30 protein-coding genes are annotated in these 25132 nt (G+C 73.2%); 19 read left to right on the forward strand and 11 right to left on the reverse strand.

Going from position 1 to position 25132, the window contains the following annotated elements:
• Nucleotides 1–2 precede the first annotated feature (2 nt).
• The 3 genes from Q8R60_01640 to cysC are packed head-to-tail and all read right to left on the reverse strand — an operon-like array spanning nt 3 to nt 2754.
• Nucleotides 3–1277, reverse strand: coding sequence for a GTP-binding protein (locus Q8R60_01640; protein ID MDP3711172.1), 1275 nt, complete (start codon nt 1275–1277; stop codon nt 3–5).
• On the reverse strand, nt 1277–2188 hold the full coding sequence (gene cysD / locus Q8R60_01645; protein MDP3711173.1) for a sulfate adenylyltransferase subunit CysD: 912 nt from the start codon (nt 2186–2188) through the stop codon (nt 1277–1279). Before cysD ends, Q8R60_01640 begins: the two co-directional genes overlap by 1 nt.
• Entirely contained in the window at nt 2185–2754 is a 570-nt protein-coding gene (gene cysC / locus Q8R60_01650) for an adenylyl-sulfate kinase (GenBank protein ID MDP3711174.1), read from the reverse strand. The genes cysD and cysC overlap by 4 nt, the downstream gene beginning before the upstream one ends.
• A 272-nt stretch (nt 2755–3026) precedes the next feature.
• Between cysC and Q8R60_01655 the strand changes: the two genes are divergently transcribed.
• The 3 genes from Q8R60_01655 to Q8R60_01665 are packed head-to-tail and all read left to right on the forward strand — an operon-like array spanning nt 3027 to nt 5399.
• Nucleotides 3027–4661 (forward strand): nitrite/sulfite reductase, encoded by a 1635-nt coding sequence (locus Q8R60_01655; protein MDP3711175.1) that lies wholly within the window; start codon nt 3027–3029, stop codon nt 4659–4661.
• Nucleotides 4662–4686: 25 nt separating this feature from the next.
• A complete protein-coding gene (locus Q8R60_01660) occupies nt 4687–4860 on the forward strand; it encodes a hypothetical protein (GenBank protein MDP3711176.1) in 174 nt (57 codons plus the stop codon).
• A gap of 38 nt (nt 4861–4898) precedes the next feature.
• The gene (locus tag Q8R60_01665) at nt 4899–5399 is read left to right on the forward strand and encodes a GNAT family N-acetyltransferase (GenBank protein ID MDP3711177.1); all 501 of its coding nucleotides are present in this window, start codon (nt 4899–4901) and stop codon (nt 5397–5399) included.
• Here the strand turns inward: Q8R60_01665 and Q8R60_01670 are convergent.
• A complete protein-coding gene (locus Q8R60_01670) occupies nt 5396–6076 on the reverse strand; it encodes a phosphoadenylyl-sulfate reductase (GenBank protein MDP3711178.1) in 681 nt (226 codons plus the stop codon). The two genes, Q8R60_01665 and Q8R60_01670, sit on opposite strands and share 4 nt — an antisense overlap.
• 61 nt (nt 6077–6137) lie before the next feature.
• On the opposite strand from Q8R60_01670, the gene Q8R60_01675 reads away from it, so the two are divergent.
• The 10 genes from Q8R60_01675 (at nt 6138) to Q8R60_01720 (ending at nt 13950) form a co-directional block, all read left to right on the forward strand.
• The gene (locus tag Q8R60_01675) at nt 6138–6605 is read left to right on the forward strand and encodes a YbaK/EbsC family protein (protein ID MDP3711179.1); all 468 of its coding nucleotides are present in this window, start codon (nt 6138–6140) and stop codon (nt 6603–6605) included.
• A complete protein-coding gene (locus tag Q8R60_01680) occupies nt 6602–7300 on the forward strand; it encodes a monooxygenase (GenBank protein ID MDP3711180.1) in 699 nt (232 codons plus the stop codon). Before Q8R60_01675 ends, Q8R60_01680 begins: the two co-directional genes overlap by 4 nt.
• Nucleotides 7297–7818: a GNAT family N-acetyltransferase gene (locus Q8R60_01685; GenBank protein MDP3711181.1), complete on the forward strand. Its 522-nt coding sequence runs from the start codon at nt 7297–7299 to the stop codon at nt 7816–7818. Before Q8R60_01680 ends, Q8R60_01685 begins: the two co-directional genes overlap by 4 nt.
• A gap of 4 nt (nt 7819–7822) precedes the next feature.
• Nucleotides 7823–9403, forward strand: coding sequence for an NAD(P)/FAD-dependent oxidoreductase (locus tag Q8R60_01690; GenBank protein ID MDP3711182.1), 1581 nt, complete (start codon nt 7823–7825; stop codon nt 9401–9403).
• Nucleotides 9396–9842 carry a hypothetical protein gene (locus Q8R60_01695; protein ID MDP3711183.1) on the forward strand — a complete coding sequence of 149 codons (447 nt, stop codon included), beginning with the start codon at nt 9396–9398 and terminating at the stop codon, nt 9840–9842. The genes Q8R60_01690 and Q8R60_01695 overlap by 8 nt, the downstream gene beginning before the upstream one ends.
• 134 nt (nt 9843–9976) lie before the next feature.
• Nucleotides 9977–10189, forward strand: coding sequence for a hypothetical protein (locus tag Q8R60_01700; protein MDP3711184.1), 213 nt, complete (start codon nt 9977–9979; stop codon nt 10187–10189).
• 95 nt (nt 10190–10284) lie between these two features.
• Complete coding sequence (locus Q8R60_01705; protein MDP3711185.1) at nt 10285–11055, forward strand: carotenoid biosynthesis protein; 771 nt, start codon at nt 10285–10287, stop codon at nt 11053–11055.
• Nucleotides 11052–12098, forward strand: coding sequence for a glycosyltransferase family 2 protein (locus Q8R60_01710; GenBank protein ID MDP3711186.1), 1047 nt, complete (start codon nt 11052–11054; stop codon nt 12096–12098). The genes Q8R60_01705 and Q8R60_01710 overlap by 4 nt, the downstream gene beginning before the upstream one ends.
• Nucleotides 12095–13579, forward strand: a complete 1485-nt coding sequence (gene crtI / locus Q8R60_01715) for a phytoene desaturase family protein (protein MDP3711187.1) — start codon at nt 12095–12097, stop codon at nt 13577–13579. The genes Q8R60_01710 and crtI (Q8R60_01715) overlap by 4 nt, the downstream gene beginning before the upstream one ends.
• Entirely contained in the window at nt 13576–13950 is a 375-nt protein-coding gene (locus tag Q8R60_01720; protein ID MDP3711188.1) for a hypothetical protein, read from the forward strand. The genes crtI (Q8R60_01715) and Q8R60_01720 overlap by 4 nt, the downstream gene beginning before the upstream one ends.
• A gap of 31 nt (nt 13951–13981) precedes the next feature.
• Here the strand turns inward: Q8R60_01720 and Q8R60_01725 are convergent, their stop codons facing one another.
• From Q8R60_01725 to metF, 7 genes are read right to left on the reverse strand one after another with little or no spacing between them, the layout of a single operon-like run.
• Nucleotides 13982–14410 carry a hypothetical protein gene (locus tag Q8R60_01725; protein MDP3711189.1) on the reverse strand — a complete coding sequence of 143 codons (429 nt, stop codon included), beginning with the start codon at nt 14408–14410 and terminating at the stop codon, nt 13982–13984.
• A gap of 42 nt (nt 14411–14452) precedes the next feature.
• The gene (gene dusB / locus Q8R60_01730; protein MDP3711190.1) at nt 14453–15565 is read right to left on the reverse strand and encodes a tRNA dihydrouridine synthase DusB; all 1113 of its coding nucleotides are present in this window, start codon (nt 15563–15565) and stop codon (nt 14453–14455) included.
• The gene (locus tag Q8R60_01735; protein MDP3711191.1) at nt 15556–16137 is read right to left on the reverse strand and encodes a nucleoside triphosphate pyrophosphatase; all 582 of its coding nucleotides are present in this window, start codon (nt 16135–16137) and stop codon (nt 15556–15558) included. Before Q8R60_01735 ends, dusB begins: the two co-directional genes overlap by 10 nt.
• A 58-nt stretch (nt 16138–16195) precedes the next feature.
• A complete protein-coding gene (locus Q8R60_01740) occupies nt 16196–16975 on the reverse strand; it encodes a CDP-alcohol phosphatidyltransferase family protein (protein ID MDP3711192.1) in 780 nt (259 codons plus the stop codon).
• Nucleotides 16972–17415 carry an SRPBCC family protein gene (locus tag Q8R60_01745; protein MDP3711193.1) on the reverse strand — a complete coding sequence of 148 codons (444 nt, stop codon included), beginning with the start codon at nt 17413–17415 and terminating at the stop codon, nt 16972–16974. The genes Q8R60_01740 and Q8R60_01745 overlap by 4 nt, the downstream gene beginning before the upstream one ends.
• Nucleotides 17412–17795, reverse strand: a complete 384-nt coding sequence (locus Q8R60_01750) for a response regulator (protein MDP3711194.1) — start codon at nt 17793–17795, stop codon at nt 17412–17414. The genes Q8R60_01745 and Q8R60_01750 overlap by 4 nt, the downstream gene beginning before the upstream one ends.
• Nucleotides 17796–17828: 33 nt before the next feature.
• A complete protein-coding gene (gene metF, locus Q8R60_01755; protein MDP3711195.1) occupies nt 17829–18716 on the reverse strand; it encodes a methylenetetrahydrofolate reductase [NAD(P)H] in 888 nt (295 codons plus the stop codon).
• A gap of 47 nt (nt 18717–18763) precedes the next feature.
• Here metF and Q8R60_01760 point away from each other — a divergent pair, with 47 nt between their 5' ends.
• The 6 genes from Q8R60_01760 (at nt 18764) to Q8R60_01785 (ending at nt 25130) form a co-directional block, all read left to right on the forward strand.
• Nucleotides 18764–19834, forward strand: coding sequence for a polyprenyl synthetase family protein (locus Q8R60_01760; GenBank protein MDP3711196.1), 1071 nt, complete (start codon nt 18764–18766; stop codon nt 19832–19834).
• A 46-nt stretch (nt 19835–19880) separates the two neighbouring features.
• A complete protein-coding gene (gene map, locus Q8R60_01765; protein MDP3711197.1) occupies nt 19881–20894 on the forward strand; it encodes a type I methionyl aminopeptidase in 1014 nt (337 codons plus the stop codon).
• Between the two features lie 62 nt (nt 20895–20956).
• Nucleotides 20957–21403: a hypothetical protein gene (locus Q8R60_01770; GenBank protein MDP3711198.1), complete on the forward strand. Its 447-nt coding sequence runs from the start codon at nt 20957–20959 to the stop codon at nt 21401–21403.
• The gene (locus tag Q8R60_01775) at nt 21400–21843 is read left to right on the forward strand and encodes a hypothetical protein (GenBank protein MDP3711199.1); all 444 of its coding nucleotides are present in this window, start codon (nt 21400–21402) and stop codon (nt 21841–21843) included. The genes Q8R60_01770 and Q8R60_01775 overlap by 4 nt, the downstream gene beginning before the upstream one ends.
• A 32-nt stretch (nt 21844–21875) precedes the next feature.
• Nucleotides 21876–23396: a phytoene desaturase family protein gene (gene crtI / locus Q8R60_01780; protein ID MDP3711200.1), complete on the forward strand. Its 1521-nt coding sequence runs from the start codon at nt 21876–21878 to the stop codon at nt 23394–23396.
• 102 nt (nt 23397–23498) lie between these two features.
• Nucleotides 23499–25130, forward strand: a complete 1632-nt coding sequence (locus Q8R60_01785) for a hypothetical protein (GenBank protein MDP3711201.1) — start codon at nt 23499–23501, stop codon at nt 25128–25130.
• Nucleotides 25131–25132: the final 2 nt, after the last annotated feature.

Consider the following 25132-nt stretch of genomic DNA (forward strand, 5'->3'; position numbering starts at 1 on the left):
GGTCAGGCGGGAGCGACCTCGAGACCGAGCGTCGAGCCGACCATGCCGGCGCCGAGGGTGTTGCCCGTGGCCTCGTCGACCAGCACGAAGGCACCGGTGCGGCGGTCCACGACGTAGTCGTCGGTGAAGACCGGCTGGGCCACCCGCAGGGTCACGCGGCCGATGTCGTTGAGGCCGAGCTCGCTGGCCGTGGAGCGGGTGAGCGACTCGACGTCGAGGCGGTCGTGCAGGTCCGCGACGAGGGCCTTCACAGTGCGGGTCGTGTGCTTGAGCAGCAGCTTCTGGCCTGGCCGCAACGGCTCCTCGGCCATCCAGCACACGGTCGCCTCGAAGGTCGACGCGACCGCGGGCTGGTCGTCGGCGGCGACGAGCATGTCACCGCGCGACACGTCGACCTCGTCGGTGAGCCGGACGGTCACGGCCTGGCCGGCGACCGCCGAGGGCAGCGAGCCGCCGAAGACGTCGATGGACGCGACCGTCGTCCGCTTGCCCGAGGGGAGGACGACGACCTCGTCACCGGGTGCGAGCGTCCCCGTGGCGAGGGTGCCGGCGTAGCCGCGGTAGTCGGGCAGCTCGACCGACATGGGGCGGATGACGTACTGCACCGGGAAACGGGCGCCACGGGTGGCCGCTCCCCCGCGCTCGACCGGCACCGTCTCGAGGTGGTGCAGCAGCGTGGGCCCGTCGTACCAGGGGGTGTGCTCGCTGCGGTCGACGACGTTGTCGCCGGACAGCGCGGCGAGTGGGATCGCGACGACGTCGGGCAGCTTGAGGTGCGCAGCGAAGGCGCGGAAGTCCGCGACGATGCGGTCGTAGACGGCCTGGTCCCAGTCGACGAGGTCCATCTTGTTGACCGCGAGGACGAGGTGCGGGACCTGCAGCAGCGCCGACAGCGAGGCGTGCCTGCGGGTCTGCTCGATGACGCCCTTGCGCGCGTCGACGAGGACCAGCGCGAGGTCGGCGGTCGAGGCGCCGGTGACCATGTTGCGGGTGTACTGCACGTGGCCGGGGGTGTCGGCGACGATGAAGGACCGCGCCGGGGTCGAGAAGTAGCGGTAGGCGACGTCGATCGTGATGCCCTGCTCCCGCTCGGCCCGCAGGCCGTCGGTGAGCAGCGCGAGGTTGGTGTAGTCGTCGCCGCGGTCGGCGGAGGTCCGCTCGACCGACTCGAGCTGGTCCTGGAAGACGCTCTTGCTGTCGTAGAGCAGCCGCCCGATGAGGGTGGACTTCCCGTCGTCGACCGAGCCGGCAGTGGCGAAGCGCAGCAGGCCGCTCACTAGAAGTACCCCTCCTTCTTGCGGTCCTCCATGGCTGCCTCCGACGCCCGGTCGTCGGCGCGGGTCGCCCCGCGCTCGGTCAGCCGGGTCACCGACACCTCGTCGATGATCTCGTCGGGGGTGCTCGCCGGTGACAGCACCGCGCCCGTGCACGAGGCGTCGCCGACGGTGCGGTAGCGCACGACGCGGGTCGTCACCGTCTCGCCGTCGCGCGGCTCGCTGAAGGGCGTGACGCCGAGCAGCATGCCGTCGCGCTCGAAGACCTCGCGCTCGTGGGCGTAGTAGATAGACGGGACCTCGATGCCCTCGCGGGCGATGTAGCGCCAGACGTCGAGCTCGGTCCAGTTCGACAGCGGGAAGACCCGGATGTGCTCGCCCTTGTTGTGGCGGCCGTTGTAGAGGTCCCACAGCTCGGGGCGCTGGTTCTTCGGGTCCCACTGCCCGAAGGAGTCGCGGAAGGAGAAGAACCGCTCCTTGGCGCGGGCCTTCTCCTCGTCGCGACGGGCGCCGCCGAAGACCGCGTCGTAGCGACCCTCCTCGATGGCCCGCAGCAGGGTGGTGGTCTGCAGCGGGTTGCGCAGACCGCCCGGGACCTCACGGACCCGACCGGCGTCGATGTCGTCCTGGACCTTCGCGACCACGAGCCGGGCGGCGAGCTCCTCGGCCCGCTTGTCGCGGAAGGCGAGCACCTCGTCGAAGTTGTGCCCGGTGTCGACGTGGACCAGCGGGAAGGGGATCTTCGCCGGGTGGAAGGCCTTCTCGGCCAACCGCAGCATGACGATCGAGTCCTTGCCGCCGCTGAAGAGCAGCGCCGGCCGCTCGAACTCCGCGGCGACCTCGCGCATCACGTGGATGCTCTCGGCCTCGAGCACGTCGAGCTGGTCGAGGGCCTCCTGCACGCGGGTGCTCATGCGAGGCCCTTCGCGGTGAGCACCGCGAGCAGCTGCGCGACGGACTCGTCGAGGGACTGCTCGTGGGTGGGCACCACCGCGTCGGGGTCGGTGGGCGGCTCGTAGGGCGCGTCGACCCCGGTGAGGCCGTTGATCTCGCCGCTGGCCTGCTTGGCGTAGAGGCCCTTGACGTCACGCTCGCTGCAGACCTCGACGGGCGTCGCGACGTGGACCTCGACGAAGCCGGCGCCGCGCTCGTCGTGCAGGGCGCGCACGGCCGCGCGCGTCTCGGCGTAGGGGCTGATGACGCTGGCGAGCACGAGCACGCCGTGCTTGGCCAGCGTCGCGGCGACCCACCCGATGCGCAGCACGTTGGTGTCGCGGTCCTCCCGGGTGAAGCCGAGGCCCTTGCTCAGGAACTCGCGGACCTCGTCGCCGTCGAGCACCTCGACGCGCCCCTCCAGCCGCGTCGACAGCGCGGTGGCGAGGGTCGTCTTGCCGGCGCTCGGCAGCCCGGTGAGCCAGACGGTGGCGCCGGGGCGCAGCGGCTCGGGCGCCGACGGCACGCGCTCGTCCAGGGCGGTCACGGGAGTCCTCCTGCGGGGACGGGTAGGGCGATCAGACTAGAACGTGTTCTCATCCGCGGTTCGGGGCGCGACCCGCTGAGTGGGACCGCCCCGCGGCGAGACGACCGTCACGATGCTGCCACGCAGGGTCCTGTGCGACCCTTGCCGGGTGCTCCTCCTGCTGACCAGTCGACGTCACGTCGACCTCAAGCGCACCGCGTCGGCGATCTGTTCCGCCCGCCCGCAGCAGCGCTAGACCTCCCGTCACACACCCGATCCAGTAGGAGACAGCCATGCCCGCCGTGCGCGGACAGGGGCAGTGGGCACTCGGCTACCGCGAGCCGCTCAACGCCAACGAGCAGGTCAAGAAGGACAGCAACCCGCTCACGGTGCGCGACCGCGTCATCGACATCTACGCAAAGCAGGGCTTCGACTCGATCGACGGCGCCGACAAGCGCGGTCGCCTGCGGTGGTACGGCCTCTACACCCAGCGCGCCGACGGCATCCCCGGCGGCCGCACGGCGGTGCTCGAGCCCGAGGAGCTCGAGGCGCCGTTCTTCATGCTGCGCGTCCGGATCGACGGCGGCCTGCTCACCAGCGAGCAGCTGCGCGTCATCGGGTCGATCGCCGAGCGCTACGGCCGTGACGTCGCTGACGTCACCGACCGCCAGAACGTCCAGCTGCACTGGATCCGGATCGAGGACGTGCCTGCGATCTGGGAGGAGCTCGGAGCCGTCGGACTGGGTACGACGGAAGCCTGCGGCGACACGCCCCGCGTCGTGCTCGGGTGCCCGCTCGCGGGCGTCGACGCCCACGAGGTCCTCGACGCGACCGCGTCCATCACCGCCGTCGTCGACCGCTGGCTCGGCGACCCGGCCTTCTCCAACCTGCCGCGCAAGTTCAAGACCTCCATCAGCGGCTGCTCGGTCTACTGCGGCAACCACGAGATCAACGACGTCGCCTTCGTCGGCGTCGTCCACCCGGAGCTCGGCGCCGGCTACGACCTGTGGGTCGGCGGCGGGCTGTCGACCAACCCCAAGCTCGGGGTGCGGGTCGGTGCCTTCGTCGAGCCGGCGCGCGTCGAGGAGGTCTGGGCCGGTGTCTGCTCGACCTTCCGCGACTACGGCTACCGCCGCTCGCGCACCCACGCCCGGCTGAAGTTCCTGCTCGCCGACTGGGGTCCGGAGCGCTTCCGCGAGGTGATGGAGAAGGAGTACCTCACCGCGCCTCTGCCCGACGGGCCCGCGCCCGCGACGCCGCCAACCGAGGACCGCGACCACGTCGGGGTGCACCGCCAGGCCGACGGGCTGTCCTACGTCGGCGTCGTGCCGCGGGCCGGCCGCACCTCCGGCACCCAGCTGCAGCGGGTCGCCGAGCTCGCCGAGCGGCTCGGCGGCGGGCGCGTCCGCACCACCGCCCAGCAGGGCCTCGTCGTGCTGGACGTGCCCGAGCAGTCCGTGGCCGAGCTCGTCACGGCTCTCGAGGGCGAGGACCTGCGGGTCCGGCCGTCGCGCTTCCGCCGCGGCACGATGGCCTGCACCGGCCTCGAGTTCTGCAAGCTCGCGATCGTCGAGACCAAGGTCCGCGCGGTCGACCTCTACACCGCGCTCGAGCAGCGACTCCCCGACTTCGACGAGCCGGTGACGATCCACGTCAACGGCTGCCCCAACTCCTGCGCGCGCTTCCAGACCGCCGACATCGGGCTCAAGGGCTCGATCGTCGGCGACCAGGAGGGCTTCCAGGTCCACCTCGGTGGGCGGCTCGGCGAGGACGCCGGCTTCGGCCGCAAGCCCCGCGGTCTGAAGATCACCGGCGAGGAGGCGGTCGACTACGTCGAGCGGCTGCTGCGCTCCTACCTCGAGCACCGCGCCCCCGGGCAGCGCTTCGCGACGTGGGCCCGCGACGCCGACGAGGCCCTGCTCCGGTGACGCCCCGTCGTACCCCCGGGTCGCTGTGAGCGAGCGGGCCGCGCCGTTCTACTGCCCCTACTGCGGCGAGGAGTCGGTGCGCCCCTTCGGCGACGACCCCGATGCCGGTCACGGCCAGTGGACCTGCGACGACTGCTTGCGCGTCTTCCGGCTGTCCTACGTCGGCACCACCGGCCGCCCAGCCCCGGACGCCGGATGACCGTGTACGCCGGGGCGTCGCGTCGTAGCGTGCGCCCCGTGATCCGGACCGAGCGGCTGGTACTGCGGGAGTGGGTGGCTGCCGACCGGGAGCCGTTCGCCGAGCTGTGCGCCGACCCGGTCGTCATGGAGCACTTCCCGGCTCCCCTGACCCGCGAGCAGGCCGACGCCTTCGCCGCCCGGGTGGAGGCGCACTTCGCCGAGCACGGCTTCGGGCTGTGGGCGGTCGAGGTCGACGGTCGGTTCGCCGGCTTCGACGGGTTGATGTGGACCGATGTGCTCGGCGGCCGCGACCTCGAGGTCGGCTGGCGGCTGGAGCGATGGGCCTGGGGCCACGGCTACGCCACTGAGGCCGCAGCCGCGGCGCTGCGGTTCGGGCTGCAGCACGCACCGGAGGTGCTCTCCTTCACGGCCGTCGTCAACGAGCGCTCGTGGCGGGTGATGGAGCGGCTCGGGATGCGGCGGGTCCGCGAGTTCGACCACCCGCGGGTTGCGGAGGGGTCGCCGATCCGACGGCACGTCCTCTACAGCACGCGCTAGACGTGCAGGCCGCACTCGGTCTTCTGGGCGCCGACCCAGCGACCGGAGCGGGCGTCCTCGCCCGGCGCGACCCGGCGCGTGCAGGGGGCGCAGCCGATCGAGGGGTAGCCGTCGTCGACGAGCGGGTTGACGAGCACGCCGTGCTCGGCGACGTAGGTGTCGACGTCGTCCTGGGTCCAGGCCGCGATCGGGTTGACCTTCACCTTGCTGCGCCGCGCGTCCCACTCGACGACGCCGGTGGTGGCGCGGGTCGGTGACTCGTCGCGGCGGATACCGGACGCCCACGCGTCGTAGGGAGCCAGCGCGCGCTCGAGCGGCTCGACCTTGCGCATCGCGCAGCAGGCGTCGGGGTCGCGGCGCCACAGCTCGGCGCCGTGCTCGGCGTCCTGCTGGGCGACGGTGAGCAGCGGCAGCACCGTGCGGACGGTCACGTCGTAGACCTGGTCGACGGCGTCGCGGGTGCCGATCGTCTCGGCGAAGTGGTAGCCGGTGTCGAGGAAGACGACGTCGACGCCGGAGGCGACCGACGACGCGAGGTGGGCCATCAGCCCGTCGCCCATCGACGACGCGATCGCGAAGCGGTCGCCGAAGGTCGACGTGGCCCAGCGCAGCACGTCCTGGGCCGAGGCCTCCTCGAGGTCCCGGCCCGCCTGCTCGGCGATGTCACGCAGCTCCACGGTCTGAGTCAACACCGCCGTCCGGCGCGCGCTTCCCGAGAGGTCTGGCAGGCTCGGCGTCGTGCACCCCACCGTCGAGCGCGTCGCGGGACTGCTGCGCGCCGCCGGCGCCACCGGTGAGGTCCGCGAGCTGACCGACAGCGCCCGCACCGCTGCCGAGGCCGCGGCGGCGCTGGGCTGCGAGGTCGGTGCGATCGCGAGCTCGCTGGTCTTCACCGCGGGCGACGAGCCGGTGCTGGTCCTCACCAGCGGCGGCCACCGCGTCGACCCGGCCGTCACCGGCGCGCTGCTCGGTGTCGCCGCCCTGGGCCGGGCCGACGCCGACCTGGTGCGCAGCGCCACCGGCTACGCGATCGGCGGCGTCGCCCCGATCGGCCACCCCGCTCCCCTGCGGACCCTCGTCGACGTCGCGCTCGCCGAGCACGAGGTCGTCTGGGCCGCCGCCGGCCACCCGCACGCGGTCTTCCCGACCAGCTACGACGAGCTCCTCCGCCTGACCGGCGGGCAGGCGGCGCAGGTCGCCGGGTGAGCGAGCCGGTCCCCCCGCTCGTGACGCTGCACGTCTGGCGGGTGACGAGCCCCGCCCGGGCGCTGCGCCGGATGGCCACCGACCGCGGTCGGGCGCGACGCCTGCCCGGGGTCCGCTTCGCCAAGCTGCTCGGGACCGGCGACGGGCGGACCTTCACCGCCCGTGACGCCGACCCGCGGACCTGGGCACTCCTCACGACGTGGACCGACCCGTCGTACGCCTCGTCCTTCGACCGCAGCGACCTGGCCCGCGACTGGGCGGCGATCGCCGAGGAGACCTGGCGCTGCGACCTGCGGCCACTGGTGTCGACCGGTCGCTGGAGCGGTCGCGAGCCCTTCGGCGCGCCGGTGCCGGTGCGCCACGACGGTCCCGTCGCCGCCCTCACCCGCGCCCGGCTGCGACCGGCCCGCACGGCCCGCTTCTGGTCTGCCGTCCCGCCGGTGTCGGCCGCGCTGCACCAGCACCCCGGCCTGCGCGCCGCGGTCGGCATCGGGGAGGCACCGGTCGGGCTGCAGGGCACCTTCAGCCTGTGGGAGTCCGCGACGGCGCTGCGCGACTTCGCCCACCGCGACCCCGCCCACCAGGAGGTCGTCGCGCGCACCCCCGTCGAGGGCTGGTACGCCGAGGAGCTGTTCGCCCGGTTCGCCGTGCTGTCGAGCGCGGGCACCCTCGCCGGCCGGGACCCGCTGGCATGACGGCCGTCACGACCTGGTCGCGGCAGGACCTCGCCGACCACCGCGACGCCCTGCTCGACGTCTACGCCGCGGCGATGGGCGTCGACCGGCGGGTCGCGCGGGCACGGCGCAGCATCGTCACCGGCCACCTCGACCGGCGAGGCCTGGCGGCGGTCGCGGCGCACGACGGCGACCTGCTCGTGGGCGTCGCCTACGGCTACGTCGGCGAGCGCGGCCAGTGGTGGCACGACCAGGTCGACGCGGCGATGACGCGCGAGACCGCTCAGCGGTGGCTGCACGGGGCCTTCGAGGTCTGCGAGCTGCACGTGCTGCCGAGCCACCAGGGCACCGGCACCGGACGAGCGCTGCTCGACGCGCTGCTGTCCGGGCGCTCGGGGACCGCTGTCCTGACGACCCCTGACGCGGAGACGCGGGCGCGCGCCTTCTACCGCGCGGGTGGCTGGGTCGACCTCGTCCGCGACCTCCGCTTCCCCGGTGACCCTCGGTCCTTCGCCGTGCTGGGGCTCGCCCTAGGTTGATCCCGTGCCCCTCGACGTGATCGTGATCGGCGCGGGCCACAACGCCCTCGTCGCTGCCTGCTACCTCGCCCGCGAGGGCCTGTCCGTCGAGGTCGTCGAGCGCGACACCGTCGTGGGCGGCGCGGTGTCGACGGTCGAGCGCTTCCCCGGCTACCGGATGGACCGCGGCTCGAGCGCGCACATCATGGTCCGCCACACCGGCATCGTGGAGGACCTGCGGCTCGACGAGTGCGGCCTGGAGTACCAGGACCTCGACCCCTGGGGCTTCGCGCCCTTCGGGGATGAGGGGATCCACTTCCACGTCGACCTGGCCCGCACGTGCGCCTCCATCGAGGCGGTCTGCGGGGCGAAGGACGCCGACGCCTACCAGCGCTTCGTCGAGGACTGGTCGGCCCGCAACCTCCGCGTCTTCGAGGCCTTCCAGGGTGCCCCGACCCCGATGCACCTCGGCCGGACCCTGTGGGGCGTGGGCACGTCCACCGGCCTCGACGGGCTCGAGCTGTCGCGGCAGTTCCTCACCACCGGCGACTCGCTGCTCGACGAGCACTTCGACGACGAGCGGCTCAAGACCGCGCTGGCCTGGATGGGCGCGCAGTCCGGACCGCCGACCCACGAGGTCGCCACCGCCGACCTCGTCGGCTGGAACACCGTCATGCACCTCAAGCCGCCGGGCCACCCCAAGGGCGGCAGTGGCATGCTGTCGGAGGCCCTGCAGAGGCGCTTCGAGTCCTACGGCGGTCGGGTCCGCCTCGGTGACGGAGCCGCCGCGGTGACGACCTCCTCGGGCCGTGTGACGGGTGTCCTCACCGAGTCCGGCGACCACCTCGCGGCCGGCACCGTCGTCGCCGGCTGCCACGTCCTCACCACCCTCGAGCTGCTCGGCGACGGGGTTCCCCGCGACCTCGCCGAGCGGGCCCGGCGGTCGATCCGGGTCGGCAACGGCATCGGGATGGTCGCCCGGCTCGCGACCAACGACCTGCCGCGCTACGCCGCCGCGACCGAGGAGACCTACCGCTCGATCCAGCTCATCGCGCCGTCGCGGCAGTTCCTGCGCGCGGCCCACGGCGACTACCTCGCCGGCCGGCCGCCGACCGACCCGGCCGTGCTCGCGATGACCTTCAGCTCCTTCGACGACACCATCGCGCCGCCCGGCAAGCACAACGTCACCGTCTGGGGGCAGTGGCACGCCTACGAGCTCTCCAACGGCGAGGACTGGGACTCCATCCGCGAGCGCGAGGGCACCAAGCTCGTCGAGGCCGTCGACCGGGTCGCGCCCGGCTTCGCGTCCTCCGTCGAGCAGATGCACGTGCAGACCCCGCTCGACCTCGAGCGCGAGCTGGGCCTGCGCCAGGGGCAGGTCATGCACGTCGAGATGGCCTTCGACCAGATGTTCCTGTGGCGCCCGATGCCCGAGCTGGCCGGTTACTCGGTACCGTCCGTGGCAGGGCTCTACCTGTGTGGCGCGTCGACGCACCCCGGCGGCGGCGTGTTCGGTGCCAGCGGGCGTTCCGCCGCCGGCGTCGTCCTCGCCGACCGCAACCCATCACCGCTCGCCCGGATCAGGAAGGCGGTCTCCCGTGGCTGACGTCTACGAGGTCCTGCTCGTCGACAAGGGCACCCGCTGGTCCGCCGGCTGGGTCGTCGACGACGACACCGACTCGCTGCTCGCGGTCGGCGGCAAGGTGCTCGTCTGGCCGGGTCGCCCCGGCCTCGAGCACTACGCCCAGCAGCACGGGCTGACGATGCTCGACGACCTGCCCGACGAGGTCGACCTCGACCTCGACGGCTGGCTCGCCGGAGGTACGACGCCACCCCCGACCGCCGAGGTCTCCGAGCTGTGGCACCTGCTGCTCGACGCCCCCCACGTCGGCCAGGCGCTGCAGGGCGACGACATCGAGGAGGCCTACGACGACCTCGTCGAGGAGGTCCCCGGCTGGTTCGAGGAGCACGGGGAGATGGCCCAGGCCGCCCTGCGCACCGCCGTGCAACGCCTCCGCAAGGCCATGGCACCCCAGGGCGTGTGACCTGGCTCTCGCCGCACGCTCAGCGCGGCGTCGCTGTGGGAGCGATCACAGCATCCTGGGTGGCACCGCAGGATTGGGCTGCCGAGAATTGATGCATCCAGTGCACAAGAGCTGGAGCACCCAGGAGCGCACCCATGACGACGACCACCGTCGACACCCAGAGCACCCTCACCTCACCGGTCGGCGCCGCCCGCAGCCGGTTCGCCGGCACCACCCGCAGCGCCTGGTCGACCTTCACCGCCGAGCGCCGCGCGACCCGCGCCTTCCGGGCCCAGGAGCGCGCCTTCGGCAACCTCTGTGGGACCGAGCGCAGCGACGTGCTCGCCGTCGCCCGTCGCAGCGCCTGACGGCCCTGCCGCGCCTGATCGGCCATCCGCCCGGCCAGAGGTCCTGACCGGGCGCGGGCTCGTCGCCGCTACCCGGCCTCACTAGGCTGGCCGACGTGACAGCCACGGTGCGGGAGACAGCGCCGCGCCTCCCCGTCACGACCCTGGTGCCACTGCTGCTCGCCGCGGCGACCGTGCTCCTGCAGGTCGCCTACCCGCTCGTCGACGGGCACCCCCGCGACGTCCTCACGGTCGTCACCGTCGTCGTGTTCTTCGCCGCGTCGGCCACGCACGCCGCGGTGACCCGTGGCGCCGGCTGGGCCGCGCTCATGGTCCCCGTGACCGCCGGCGGGGGCCTGCTCGCCGAGTCGGTCGGCACCCGCACCGGGCTGCCCTTCGGCGACTACTCCTACGCCGACACGCTCGGCTGGCAGCTGCTCGGCGTACCCGTCGTCATCCCCCTCGCCTGGTCGATGATGGCCTACCCGTGCCTGCTCGCCGGTCAGGCGCTCACCCGCTCGCCGTGGCTGGCCGCGCTCGTCAGCGGCGCCATGCTCGCGGGCTGGGACCTCTTCCTCGACCCGCAGATGGTCGAGGCGGGCCACTGGTCCTGGGCCGACCCCACCCCCGCTCTGCCCGGGGTGCCCGGCATCCCGGTCAGCAACTTCGCCGGCTGGCTCGTCGTCGCGGTCGTCCTCATGGCCGCCCTGCAGCTGCTCCCCCGCCGGGCTGCCGACGACCGCGCGCCGACCCTGCTGCTCGCCTGGACCTACCTGTCGTCGGTGCTCGCCAACGCGGTCTTCTTCGGGCGGCCCGGCGTCGCGCTGGTCGGCGGCATCGGCATGGGCGTCACGGTCGTGCCCTGGCTGCGCAGGCTCACCCGGTGAGGGCGGTCGCTCTCGCCGTCGCCGCCCTGACCGCCCACACGGTCGTCAACGCGCGACTGCTGCGGGTGCCCGTGGCACGGCCCCACCACCACCGGGTGTCCGTCCTGCTGCCCCTGCGCGACGAGGCCCACCGCGTGGAGCCGTGCCTGCGCGCCCTGCTGCGCCAGGACCTCCACGAGCTGCTCGTGCTCGACGACGGGTCCACCGACGGCACCTCCGACGTGGTGCGCCGGGCCTGCGGCGACGACCCACGGGTGCGGCTGCTCACCGGAGGAGACGTGCCACCCGGGTGGCACGGCAAGCCCCACGCGTGCCACCAGCTGGCACAGGCTGCCACCGGCGACGTCCTCGTCTTCGTCGACGCCGACGTCGTGCTCGCCGACGACGCCGTCACGGCCACCGTCGCCTGCCTCGACGAGTCAGGTCTCGACTTGGTCAGCCCCTACCCGCGTCAGGACTCCCCCGGCGCGACCAGGCTCGTGCAGCCGCTGCTGCAGTGGTCGTGGCTCACCTTCCTGCCGCTGCGGCTCGCCGAGCGGAGCCCCCGCCCGTCGCTGTCGGCCGCCAACGGCCAGCTGCTCGCGGTCCGGCGTGACGCCTACGACCGGGCCGGCGGCCACGCCGCGGTGCGCGCCGCGGTCGTCGAGGACGTCGAGCTGCTGCGCGCGGTCAAGCGCAGCGGTGGCACGGGTGGGGTCGTCGATGGCACCGCCCTCGCCACCTGCCGGATGTACGACGACCTCGGCGCCCTCGTCGACGGCTACTCCAAGTCGCTCCACACCGTGCCGCCGGCGACCACCGCGATGCTCGCGGTGCTCTACGTCGCGCCCGCCATCGCCGCCCTGCGCGGGTCGCGGGCGGGGCAGATCGCCTACGCCGCCGGTGTCGCGGGCAGGGTCGTCGCGGCTCGTCGTACCGGCTCTCGCTCCTGGCCCGACGCGGCTCTGCACCCGGTGTCGGTGGCTGCCCTGGCCGCCCTGACGGTGCGGTCGCACGTGCTGCACCGCCGCGGCTCCCTGACCTGGAAGGGACGGGCGCTGTGAGTCGCGTCGTCGTGATCGGGGCCGGTGTCGGCGGCCTCGCCGCAGCCGCGCGCCTCGCGACGCTCGGGCACGACGTCGTCGTGTGCGAGGCGGCCGACACCGTTGGCGGCAAGCTCGGGCTGGTCGAGCACGAGACCCCGGCAGGCACGTTCCGCTTCGACACCGGTCCGTCGCTCGTGACGATGCCGTCGGTCTTCCACGACCTGTTCTCCGCGACCGGCGGTTGGCCCGACGACCTCGAGCTGACGCCCCTCGACCCGATCGCGCGCTACCGCTTCGCCGACGGAGCCAGCTTCGACGCGAGCAACGACCTCGACGTCCACTGCGCCCGCCTCGACGAGGCCTTGGGCGCAGGCGCCGGGGACGACTGGCGGGCCTTCACGGCCCGCGCCCGGCAGGTCTGGGACGCGAGCCGGGAGCCCTTCCTGGAGCGGGCCCTCGGCGGCGCGCCGCAGCTCGCGAAGCTCGCCATCACCCAGCCCCGCGACATCGCCGCGATCGCCCCCGGCCGGTCGCTGCGGGCCCTCGGACGCCGCTACCTACGCGACCCACGGCTGCGGATGGTGCTCGACCGCTACGCCACCTACACCGGCTCCGACCCGCGCCGCGCGCCCGCCGCCCTCGCGGCCGTCCCCTTCGTCGAGCAGGCCTTCGGCGGTTGGTACGTCACCGGCGGCCTGCGGCGCCTCGGCGACGCCGTCCACGAGCGCGCCCTCGAGCGCGGTGCCACTGTCCTGCTCGGCAGTCGCGTCACGCGCATCACCACCAGCGGTGGCCGGGCCGACGGTGTCGACCTCGCCGGAGGTGGCCACCTGCCGGCCGACGTCGTGGTGGCCAACGCCGACGCCGCCCACGTCTACGGACAGCTCGTCGACTGCCCCGCCGCCTCGCGCCGGCTCGCCCGAGCGACGCCGTCGCTGTCAGGCTTCGTGCTGCTGCTCGCCGTCGAGGGCCGCACCCCCGGGCTCGCCCACCACAACGTGCTGTTCCCCTCGGACTACGACGCGGAGTTCGACGCCGTCTTCGGGCCGCGCGCTCGTCCGGTCGCCGACCCCACGCTCTACATCAGCGCACCCGACGACCCCGCTGTCGCCCCGCCCGGCCACGAGGCGTGGTTCGTCCTCGTCAACGCCGCCCGCCACGGCACCGGCGCCGGCGCGCTCGACTGGTCGCCCGCGGTGTCCGCCGACTACGCCGCGCACCTGATGGACCGCCTCGCCGCCCGCGGCCTCGACGTGCGCGACCGGCTGCTGTGGTCGTCGCACCTCTCGCCCGCCGACCTCGAGGCCCGCACCGGCGCGGTCGGTGGCGCCATCTACGGCACCTCGAGCAACGGCCCGTCCGCCGCCTTCTTCCGCCCTGCCAACCGCTCCCCCGTGCAGGGGCTCTTCCTCGTCGGCGGCTCGTCGCACCCCGGCGGTGGCCTGCCGCTCGTCACCCTGTCCGCCAAGGTCGTCGCCAGCCTCATCGGACCGGCGTGACGCGGCTCGAGCGGCTCGCCCTGCTCGCCGTCCTGGGCCTGCTGCTGGCCGCTCTGGTGGTGCTGGCTCCCGTGGCCGGTGGTCTTGGCGGTACGACAGGTGCCGTGCTCGGCGTGCTCGTGGCCCTCCGGCTGACCGGGCTGTCCCGCCGAATGGACGCCGTCATCGGGTCCGGCGACGTCCGCTCCGGCTTCCGGGCGCGCACGGTGCTGTGGCGCGTGTGCGTGCAGGTGTCCCTGCTCGGTGCAGTGTTCCTCGGTGTCGGCCTGCTGCCCTTCGTCGGGGACGAGCTGTTCGCCGGAGCCGGAGCGCTCGTCACCGCCCTCCCTGCCGTGGTGACCGCCGTCGGCCTGCGCCCGGGGCGCACCTGAGCCGAGGGTCTGCGCAGGTTCGCCGCTGAGGTCAGTCGCCCATCTGGAAGGGCTTGGGCGGCGACGACAGCTCGGCCCGCGGGCAGTCCGCGAGGGTGTAGCCGCCGTGGGCGAGGGCCTCGTCGCACAGCGCCGTCACGGTCCACCCGGCGCGCTCGCCGAAGGACGTGATGGTCGCGCGGTAGATCGTGATCGCGTAGCGGGTCGGCACGCCGTAGGCGACCTGCAGGCTCCCGATCAGCAGCGCGTCACCGGGCTCCTCGGAGGTGCTCCAGGGCCGGTCGTAGCGGCGCCACAGCGACGGGTTGGCGTCCCAGACACCGCCCCCGCGGACGTCCTGCAGCGCCAGCTCGACGAGCACGGCGCGCGCCGCGCTCTCGGGCAGCACCGCGGAGGGACGGATGACCTCCGTGGAGGCCACGTCCTCGTAGACCTCCGCCAGCATCTCCATCGGGTCCATGCGGGCACCATCGGCACGCCAGGACCGTGAACTGGAGGTCCGTCACCCACCCGTGACGAAGAGCTCGTCGGGGGGCAGCAGGCTGCTGCGGCTCTCCCGCCAGCCCTCCGGCAGGGTGACCTGCTTGGGCCCAGACAGGTGGCCGCGCGGCAGCCGCTCGTGCCCGGGCGGCAGCACAGCGGTCGGGTCGAGCAGCGACAGCAGGTCATCGAGCTCCGCGAGGCTGCTCACCATCCCGAGCCGGCGCCGCATCTCGCCGCCGGCGGGGTAGCCGGTGAGGTACCAGCCGACGTGCTTGCGGAAGTCGCGCAGCGCCCAGCCCTCCTCTCCCGCGAAGGCCTCCACGAGCAGGCGGGCGTGACGGCGCATCACGTCGGCGACCTCGCCGAGGGACGGCTGCGGGAGCACCGGCCGGCCGGCGAAGACGTCGGCGAGCTCGCGGAACAGCCACGGCTTGCCCAGGCAGCCACGCCCGACGACGACCCCGTCGGCCCCGGTCTGGGCGAGCATCTCGAGCGCGTCACGGCCGTCCCACACGTCGCCGTTGCCGAGGACCGGGATCGAGGTGACGTGCTGCTTCAGGGTCGTGATCGCCGACCAGTCGGCCCGGCCGGAGTAGAGCTGCTCGGCGGTGCGGGCGTGCAGCGCGATGGCGGCGGCGCCCTCGTCCTCGGCGGCTCGGCCGGTGTCGAGGTAGGTCAGCGTGTCGTCGTCGACGCCCATCCGCGTCTTCACCGTCACCGGCACGTCGCCGGCGGCGGCCACGGCCGAGCGCACGATCGCCGCGACGAGCCGGGTGTGCACAGGCAGGGCCGCTCCCCCGCCTCGCCGCATCACCTTCGGCGAGGGGCAGCCCATGTTGAGGTCGACGTGCTGCACCCCGTCGTCGACGACCATCCGCACGGCCTCGCCGACCGTCGTGGGGTTGACGGCGTAGAGCTGGAGGCTGCGCACCGGCTCGTCGTCGGCGAACGACGCGCGCATCTTGGTGCGCTCGTTGCCCTCTACGACGGCGCGCGCCGACACCATCTCGGAGACGTAGAGCCCGGCGCCGTAGGAGCGGCAGAGCCGGCGGAAGGCCGCGTTGGTCACGCCGGCCATCGGTGCGAGGACGACGGGCGGGTCGACCGTGATCGGCCCGATGCTCAGACCCACAGCGAGGTCACCTCGACCCCGAGCTCGGCGAGCAGCGTGCGCAGCAGCGGCAGCGACAGGCCGATGACGTTGCCGTGGTCGCCGTCGATCCCGTCGACGAAGGGCGCGGAGCGGCCGTCGAGGGTGAAGGCGCCCGCGACGTGCAGGGGCTCGCCGGTCGCGACGTAGGCCTCGACCTCGGAGTCCGAGGGCGTGCCGAAGCGGACAACGGTCTCGGCGACCGCGCTCGCAGTGCGCCCGTCGGCGACCACGCTGTGGCCCGTCGCGAGCACGCCGGTGCGGCCGCGCATCCGCTGCCAGCGGGCCACCGCGTCGGCCGCGTCACGGGGCTTGCCGAGCACGTCGCCGTCGAGGACCAGCATCGAGTCACAGCCGACGACGACGGCGTCGGGGCGCAGGGACGCCACGGCCGCTGCCTTGCGGACCGCGAGCTCGAGGACCAGCTCGAGCGGCGCCAGCCCGGTGACCGCGTCCTCGTCGACACCGCTGACGACGACCGACGGGTCGAAACCGGCGGAGCGCAGCAGCCCGAGGCGCGCGGGCGACGCGGAAGCGAGGACGAGGTCGGGCACGAGCACCCAGGCTACCGGCGCGCAGGACCCGGCAGAGCCAGGAGTACGCCGGGGCGCGTCAGCCGCCGGGCGCGTCGGTCGGCAGGCCGACCAGCTGCCGGCGGATCGCGATCGTCAGCTGCACGATCGAGATCACCGTCATCGCGAGCAGGATCGACGGGCCGACGACCGGGAGCACGTCGGACAGCCCGAGGAAGACGCCGCTGAAGTGGATCGACGGCGACAGCAGGATGACCCGCGTGGGCCGCTCCGCCATGGTGATGCGCCCGACCTCGTCACCGCCGACGTTGCCGGCGCGGGCCCGGAGGTACTCCATGAAGAAGAACGAGAAGCCGAGAGCGACCGCGAGCTCGGGCGGTGTGCCGACGGCGACGACGCAGAGCAGGTAGATGCAGTCGTTGACGCGGTCCACAGCGCTGTCGAGGACGTAGCCCCACTTCGTGGTGCGCTCCTCGAGGACGGCGACGCAGCCGTCGAGGGTGTCGAACAGCCCGCTCGCGACCATGGTCCAGCCGGCCGCGATCCACCACCGTCCACCGACCTCCGACAGCACCAGCACCGCGCCGGCCAGCCAGATCGAGCTGATCGTCACGACGTCGGGCTGCACGCCGCGTCGGGCCAGTGGCCTGGCGATCGCGTAGACCATCGTCAGCCACCCGCGCAGCCAGTCGCTGCCGGTGCGCGGGTCGTAGCCGCCGTGCAGCTCCTGCCAGCGGTCGAAGTAGCCGTCGCGCGACGGGATCTCGTGCTCGGGCCGGCGCGCGGTCACGAGCGCCAGGACGACGAGCGCGACCCCGAAGACGGCGAGCGCGAGCAGGTAGGCCTCGGAGCGGGTCACGCCGACAACCTGCCCTGCTGGTCAGCGGCCGCGCGGTCGCACCGTGACGCGAGCAGCCGGGTGGTGAGCGCGCTCAGGGCCCAGACCGGCAGTGCGGCAGGACGCGCGAGCAGCCCGTCGGTGACGACCCGGACCGACAGCGTGCAGCCGCCACGCAGGCGCGGCACGACCTCGGTCGTGACCTCGTGGGCCATGCCCGGGAAGGACGCGACGCGCAGGACGAGCCGACGGGTGGGGAGGGCCTCGACGACGTCGACGGGCACGGCGACGGGCAGCCCGCGCACGACGGCCATCAGGTGCTGACCGGTGCGAGCCTCCCCCGTCGCACCGCGCACCCGGCGCAGTGCGACGTCGAACTCGGGCCAGCGCTGCGGGCGCCCGAGGACGGACCACACCTGCTCGGGCGACGCTCGGGTGCCGACCCGATGGGACAGCCTCATGACCCGCCCGATCCCCCGAACGCCGTCAGGAGCGCGGCGACGAGGTCCGAGAGCTGCTGGGGCTCGAAGGGCTTGGCCAGCACGGCCGAGGCCCCCAGCTCCCTCCCCCGCTGCACGTCGTCGGGCAGATCGCGCGCGGTCAGCAGGAGCACCGGGGTGCGGGCCAGCCGCACGTCCTGGCGAATGGCCTCGAGGACCTCCCAGCCGTTCTTGCCCGGCATCATCACGTCGAGGACGATCAGGTCCGGCTTGCTCGTCTCGAGCTTGTAGAGGGCGTCGTTGCCGTCGACGGCCTTCGTCACCTCGTGGCCGTCGAGCTCGAGGGTGGTCTGGACCAGCGACAGGATCGACGGGTCGTCGTCCACGGTCATCACGCGCATGTCGATCACCGTAGGCCGCGAGGACCGGTGACGTCAGGCGGGCGCGCCGAGCCCGAGCCGGGCGTAGATCTCGCGGGTCGCCGTGGAGCGGTTCAGCGTGATGAAGTGCAGTCCGGGTGCGCCCTCGGCGAGCAGCAGCTCGCACAGCTCGCCCGCGACCTCCACGCCGATCTCGCGCACGGCAGCCGGGTCGTCCTCGACGGCGCGCAGCCTCTCGGCGAGGTCCGCGGGGAAGGCCTGGCCGGTGAGCTGGGTCATCCGCTCGATCTGGGCGACGTTGGTGACCGGCATGACGCCCGGGATGATCGGCACCTCGCACCCGGCCGCCGCGACGCGGTCGCGCAGCCGCAGGTAGTCCTCGGCGCGGAAGAACATCTGGGTGATGGCGTAGTCCGCGCCGGCCCGGCACTTGCGGACGAAGAACTCCACGTCGGTGACGAAGTCGGCCGACCGCGGGTGCTTCTCCGGGAAGGCCGCGACCCCGACCGAGAAGTCGCCGGACGCGCGCACCAGGGAGACGAGCTCCTCGGCGTACTCGAAGCCCTCCTCGTGCTTGACCCACTCGGCCTGCGGGTCACCGGGCGGGTCGCCACGCAGCGCCAGGACGTTGCTCACTCCGGCGGCCGCGAACTGCCCGATGATCCGCCGGAGCTCGGCCACCGAGTGGTCGACGGCAGTCAGGTGGGCCAGCGGGGTGAGGGTCGTGTCGGCGGCGATCCGCTCGGTCATCGCGACGGTGCGGTCGCGGGTCGAGCCACCCGCGCCGTAGGTGACGGACACGAAGTGCGGCTGCAGCGACTCCAGCTCGCGGATGGCCTGCCAGAGCTGCCGCTCGCCCTCGTCGGTCTTCGCGGGGAAGAACTCGAAGGAGAAGGTCCGCTCGCCGGTGGCGAGCAGGTCGGAGATCTTGCGGCTGGCCATGCCTCACGGTAGCCCGCGCGCGCCCGACCGCCGTACGCTGCTCGGCCATGAGCCCAGCCCCGCTCGACCGCGACGACCTGCGCGCCCGCGTGCACAAGGCACTGGCCGAGTTCCTCACCGGCCAGGCGTCACGCCTCGACGCCGTCAGCGACCAGCTCGGACCCGTGCAGGACGCCCTGTCGGCCTTCCTGCTCGACGGCGGCAAGCGGCTGCGACCGGCCTTCGCCTACTGGGGTTACCGCGGGGTGGGCGGGGAGGACAGCGACGCCGTCGTCGCCGCGGCCGCGTCGCTGGAGCTGCTGCAGGCCTGCGCGCTCGTCCACGATGACGTGATGGACGGCAGCGACACCCGGCGCGGGCAGCCCGCGATGCACCGGCGCTTCGCGGCGCTGCACCGTGGCGAGGACTGGCGCGGCGACGCGGAGGCCTTCGGGGTCTCGGCCGCCATCCTGCTCGGCGACCTGTGCCTCATCTGGGCCGACGAGCTGCTCAACACCTCCGGCATGCCTGCGGCCGCGCTGCTGCGGACCCAGCCGGTCTACGACGAGATGCGCGTCGAGCTGATGGCGGGTCAGTACCTCGACCTGCTCGAGCAGGCGGTGGGCGGCGGCACCGTCGAGAGCGCCCTGCGGGTGGCCCGCTACAAGTCGGCGAAGTACACGATCGAGAAGCCGCTCCACATGGGCTGCACGCTCGGTGGCGGCGGCCAGGACGTGCTCGACGGCTACTCCGGCTACGGCCTGCCGCTCGGTGAGGCGTTCCAGCTGCGCGACGACGTCCTGGGCGTCTTCGGCGACCCCTCGCAGACCGGCAAGCCCGCCGGCGACGACCTGCGCGATGGCAAGCGCACCGCGCTGGTCGCCATGGCGCTCGAGACGGCGACTCCGGGGCAGATCGCTGCGGTGAAGCGCCACCTCGGCGACCCGCACCTGTCGGAGGCCGGCGTCGCCGAGCTGCGCGAGGTCATCACCGACACGGGAGCCCTTGCCCGGGTGGAGCGGCTCATCGACGAGCTGATGTCGGACTCGCTCGCCGCCCTGCACGCCGCGCCCGTCACCACCGAGGCCCGCGAGGTCCTCGAGCAGCTCGCGGTCGCCGCGACAGCCCGAGCGGTCTGACGGCGCGCTCGCTGGCGGGGGCGTCCCGCCGTACTCTGGTGCGACCATGACTGCACCGACCCTGGCGGCCAACGACCCCTGCCACTGCGGCAGCGGGCGCAAGTACAAGCGCTGCCACCGGCTCGCCGACATCGACCCCGAGCGCGTCGCCGCGGACCTCGCCCGCAAGGCCGAGGCGGAGCGACTGGCCGCGGCCTTCGTGCGCCCCGGCAGGCTGTCGCCGCGCCGCGAGGTGCCGCCGGAGATCCCGCGCCCCGACTACGCCCTCGACACGCACGGCCGGCCGCGCCACCGCGACAGCGGTGGGCCGAAGGACGCCGACACGATCGCGCGGATGCGCGTCGCGGGTCAGGCCGCCGCGGAGGTGCTCGCTGCCGTGGGTGCCGCCGTCCGTCCCGGTGTCACGACCGACGAGCTCGACGCGATCGCCCACGCGGAGTGCATCGCCAGGGGCGGCTACCCCTCGCCGCTGGGCTACGGCGGCTCAGGGACGCCCTACCCGAAGTCGCTGTGCACCAGCGTCAACGAGGTCATCTGCCACGGCATCCCCGACTCGACCGTCCTCAAGGACGGCGACATCGTCAACTGCGACGTGACGATCTACCTCGACGGCGTGCACGGCGACACCAACGCGACCTTCCTCGTCGGTGAGGTCTCCGAGCAGGACCGGCGGCTCGTCGAGGTCACCCGCGAGTGCCTCGACCTCGGCATCGCGGCGGTCCGGCCGGGCGGCACCGTGCGCGACATCGGCCGGGCGATCCAGGCCCACGCCGAGAGCCACGGCTACGGCGTGGTGCAGGCCTTCGTCGGGCACGGCATCGGCCGGTCCTTCCACAGCGACCCGCAGATCTACCACTACGACAACCCGCAGGCGCGCACCGTGCTGCAGCCCGGCATGACCTTCACCATCGAGCCGATGATCACGATCGGCGACTGGCGCCACGAGATGTGGGACGACGGCTGGACGGCCGTGACTCGCGACCGGTCGAGGACCGCGCAGTTCGAGCACACCCTGGTCGTCACCGAGACCGGCGCCGACGTGCTGACCCGCATCGGCTAGCAGGAGTCCGCGGCCCGAGGGCGAATACCAGGAGGACCCAGCCCGATCCCCCGGAGGCCTCCGTGAACCGCACCGCCGCTCTGCTCGCCGGCTGCGTCGCCGTCGTCGGCGTCGTCGCCCCCAGCGCGACCGCCGCCCCCAAGGCGAAGCCGAAGCCGATCACCAAGACCTACACCGCGACGGCTCCGACGCCCGACCCGACCAACGTCGCCGGCGTGGGCTACTCCGTCTGCGCGCAGAACGTGCCGCAGAGCTTCCACGACGAGTCCTTCAAGGTGCCCGCCGCCGGCACGCTGAAGGTCGAGCTGACCGGCTACCTCGGCGACTGGGACCTGCTGCTCATGGACGGTGCCCGCGAGGAGATCGCCTTCAGCGGCCTCACCGAGGTGCAGGGCCAGGCGGAGGTGGTCCAGGTGAAGTTCAAGAAGGCCACCCAGACCCACATCATCGCGTGCAACTGGGCCGGCGCCCCGACCGGCACCGTGAAGTACACCTTCACCTACAAGTGAGGCGCGTCGCAGCGCTGACGGCCGCCTCGGTCGCGATCGTGGGGACGGCCCTGCCGTCCGTCGCCGCCCCGAAGCCCAAGCCGATCACCGCGACCTACACCGCGACCGCCGCCACCCCGGACCCGACCGGTGGGGTCGCGAGCGACTACAGCCTGTGCGGCCAGACCGTTCCGGGCAGCTTCGACAAGCGGCCCTTCACCGTGCCGGCCGCCGGCACGCTCAAGGTCGAGCTCAGCGGCTACGTCAACGACTGGGACCTGCTTCTCATGGACGGCGCGGGCAAGGAGCTGGCGGGCAGCGGGTCAGGCGGCTACGCCCCGGCGCCCGCGCCGGAGGTCGTCACGGTGAAGTTCAAGAAGAAGACCCCCGTGCAGATCGTCGCCTGCAACTGGGCCGGCGGCCCCACGGGCACCGTGACCTACACCTTCACCTACAAGTAGAGGCCTCGCGGTCAGCCACTTAGGCTGACCACGTGAAGACCGTCTCCGGCAGGACCGACCGCGTCGTCATCGTCGGAGCCGGTCTCGCCGGGCTGTCCGCAGCCCTGCGGCTCGCCGGTGCCGGTCGCGAGGTGACGGTCCTCGAGCGCGAGGACATCCCCGGCGGGCGCAACGGCCTGCTGGAGCTCGAGGGCTACCGCTTCGACACCGGCCCGACCGTGCTGACGATGCCCGACCTCATCGCCGACGCCTTGGACTGCGTCGGGGAGAAGCTCGAGGACTGGCTCACGCTCGACCCGGTCGACCCGCTCTACCGCGCCTACTACCCCGACGGCTCGACGCTCGATGTGAAGGCCGACGTCGGCGAGATGGCCGAGGAGGTGCGCCGGGTCTGCGGGCCGGCCGAGGCCCAGGGCTACCTGCGCTACGTCGACTTCGTCTCGGACCTCTACCGCTTCGAGATGAAGGACTTCATCGACCGCAACATCGACTCGCCCTTCACGCTGCTCACGCCCAACCTCGCGCGCCTCGCCGCGATCGGTGGCTTCCGCAAGCTCGCGCCGAAGGTCGAGCAGTACCTCCAGGACCCGCGGACCCAGCGGGTGCTCTCCTTCCAGAGCATGTACGCCGGGCTGTCGCCCTACGACGCGCTCGCCATCTACGCGGTCATCGCCTACATGGACTCCGTCGCGGGCGTCTACTTCCCGCGCGGGGGCATGCACGCGGTTCCCCGCGCGCTTGCGGGCGCGGCCGAGAAGCACGGCGTTGCGCTGCACTACGGCCGGTCGGTCGCGCGCGTGCTCGTCGAGCACGGCCGGGCTGTCGGCGTCGAGACCACCGACGGCGAGCGCTTCGACGCCGACGTCGTGATCCTCAACCCCGACCTGCCGGTCGCCTACCGCGAGCTGCTGCCGCCGTCGGCCACACCGGCGCGCGTGAAGCGCCAGACCTACTCGCCGTCGTGCTTCCTGCTGCTCGCCGGCTCCTCGGCGTCCTACTCCCAGATCGCGCACCACAACATCCACTTCGGCCGGTCGTGGCGCGGCGTCTTCGACGAGCTCATTGGCTCGGGCTCCCTCATGAGCGACCCGTCGGTGCTGGTCACCAACCCGACCCTCTCCGACCCGTCGCTCGCCCCCGACGGCAAGCAGTCCTACTACGTGCTCTTCCCGACGCCCAACCTGTCGGCCGGCATCGACTGGGACGTCGTCGGCCCGCGCTACCGCGACGAGGTCGTCGCCCGGCTCGAGGGCCTCGGCTACGTCGGCTTCGGCGGCGCCATCGACGTCGAGTCGGTCACGACCCCGGCCGACTGGGGGCGCCGCGGGATGGAGCAGGGCGCTCCCTTCGCCGCAGCGCACTCCTTCTTCCAGACCGGGCCGTTTCGCGCCGCCAACCTCGCGCCGAAGGTGGACGGCGTGGTGTTCGCCGGCTCGGGCACCCAGCCGGGCGTCGGCGTGCCGATGGTGCTGATCAGCGGCCGCCTCGCCGCGGAGCGCATCCTCGGCAAGGACCCGTCGTACTCCTCCCGGGCCATGCGCCTCGCCCGCTGAATCCGGACACGGCGGGACACCTTCCCTCCCCGAGGGCACGACAGCCCGATGTCGGGACGTGCGGTGGGGCATGCTGGCCTCCCCCCAGCGAAGGACCCCCCGATGCCTGGCCCCCGCACTGCCGTCAGCGCCGCCGTGCTCCTCGCCGCCCTTGCGGCCCCTGCGCTGCTCACCGGCACCGCCGCCGCGCACCCCGTCGACCGCGAGTCGGAGCGCGCGCGCAGGACCGCCGCGCTGCGCGCCGTCGCGCCCGCGATCCCGACGGTGACGAGCGACAACATCACGCAGCTGTCGGGCATCCCCGAGACGACAGCGATCTCGATGGAGTTCGCGCGGACCGGGCCCTTCGCCTACGTCAGCAGCCTCGACACCATCTCGGTGCTGGACCTGACCGACCCGCGCGAGCCGGTGCTGCGCGGCACCCTGGTCAACGCGCTGTTCGAGAACGAGTCGATGACCTACGGCGAGCGGGTCGTCGATGGCGAGCTGCAGCGCTTCGTGATCGCGGCGGTCGACATCGTCCAGGCCTCGCCCGACGACCCAACCCACGTCAACGCCGGCGACGGCCTCGAGATCGTCCTCGTGGACGTCACCGACCCCGACGCGCCCTTCATCCGCAGCCGGACGCCCACGACCGGGGACAACCGGGTCACCACCAGCACCCACACGGTGCAGTGCGTCGACCAGGCCGACTGCCGCTACGCCTACACCGCCGGCACCGGCAGCCTGTTCTCCATCGTCGACCTCACCGACCTCGACAACCCGCGCCAGCTCAAGACCGTCGCCTCGCCGGCGTCCGGGCCGGGCAAGGAGGGGTTCGCCAACGGCGCCGGCCACTACTGGGACTTCGACGGCGTGCTCGGCTGGCACACCGGCTCGGGCGGCGCCGCAGCCTTCGACGCGGCCGACCCCACCAACCCGGTCCTCGTCACCGCGACCAACGCGCTCGGCCGCGGCAAGCCGATCAACGACTTCATCCTGCACAACTCGATGCGCCCCAACGCCGGGGCCTTCCGCAAGGGCGCCGCGCCGTCCATCGCCAACGGCAACGTCCTGCTCGTCACCGAGGAGGACTACGCCGACGAGGGCGACGAGATCGTCTGTGCGGAGGCCGGCAGCTTCCAGACGTGGTACGTCCCCGACCTCGACGGTGCCGCCTACCGCGCGCGCAACCCCACGGGCAAGGTGCAGGACGTCGGCACCGTCGAGCCGCTCGACCAGGTCAACGCGCCGTCGGACTTCGGTGGCGGCCTGTCGACGCCGGTCAGCGGCTTCTGCTCCGCGCACTGGTTCGACGTGCACCAGGACGGCTTCGTGGCGTTGGGCCACTACGGCGCGGGCATGCGCATCCTCGACGTCCGCAACCCCGCGGAGATCACCCAGTTCGGCTACGTCACCGGTCTGGCCACGCAGGTCTGGGACGCCTACTGGGTGCCGCAGCGCGACGCGGCCGGCGTGGCGATCCCCGGCCAGAAGACCAACCTCGTCTACACCGCAGACGCCGTGCGCGGCATCGAGGTCTACGAAGTCACGTTGCCGGCCCGCACCACGACCCCGCCGGTCGCCCAGCCGCCGGCGCAGCAGCCGCCCGCCCAGCAGCCGCCCGCGACCACTCCCCCGCCGAGCGCGCTGCCCAGCACCGGACCGGTCGCGGTGCTCCCGCTGGCCGCACTCGTGCTGTTGGGGACCGCTCTCGTCGTACGCCGTCGTGGTGCCGCCGGAGCGCTCCCCTAGGG

The sequence above is a fragment of the Mycobacteriales bacterium genome, assembly GCA_030697205.1.
Taxonomy (GTDB): domain Bacteria; phylum Actinomycetota; class Actinomycetes; order Mycobacteriales; family SCTD01; genus JAUYQP01.

Excerpts from the sequence above, each read along its gene's own strand:
- cysD (MDP3711173.1), bottom strand. The coding sequence starts at position 2,188 with ATGAGCACCCGCGTGCAGGAGGCCCTCGACCAGCTCGACGTGCTCGAG.
- Q8R60_01655 (MDP3711175.1), top strand. The coding sequence starts at position 3,027 with ATGCCCGCCGTGCGCGGACAGGGGCAGTGGGCACTCGGCTACCGCGAG.
- Q8R60_01685 (MDP3711181.1), top strand. The coding sequence starts at position 7,297 with ATGACGGCCGTCACGACCTGGTCGCGGCAGGACCTCGCCGACCACCGC.
- Q8R60_01700 (MDP3711184.1), top strand. The coding sequence starts at position 9,977 with ATGACGACGACCACCGTCGACACCCAGAGCACCCTCACCTCACCGGTC.
- Q8R60_01725 (MDP3711189.1), bottom strand. The coding sequence starts at position 14,410 with ATGGACCCGATGGAGATGCTGGCGGAGGTCTACGAGGACGTGGCCTCC.
- Q8R60_01745 (MDP3711193.1), bottom strand. The coding sequence starts at position 17,415 with ATGAGGCTGTCCCATCGGGTCGGCACCCGAGCGTCGCCCGAGCAGGTG.
- Q8R60_01750 (MDP3711194.1), bottom strand. The coding sequence starts at position 17,795 with ATGCGCGTGATGACCGTGGACGACGACCCGTCGATCCTGTCGCTGGTC.
- metF (MDP3711195.1), bottom strand. The coding sequence starts at position 18,716 with ATGGCCAGCCGCAAGATCTCCGACCTGCTCGCCACCGGCGAGCGGACC.
- Q8R60_01760 (MDP3711196.1), top strand. The coding sequence starts at position 18,764 with ATGAGCCCAGCCCCGCTCGACCGCGACGACCTGCGCGCCCGCGTGCAC.
- map (MDP3711197.1), top strand. The coding sequence starts at position 19,881 with ATGACTGCACCGACCCTGGCGGCCAACGACCCCTGCCACTGCGGCAGC.
- Q8R60_01785 (MDP3711201.1), top strand. The coding sequence starts at position 23,499 with ATGCCTGGCCCCCGCACTGCCGTCAGCGCCGCCGTGCTCCTCGCCGCC.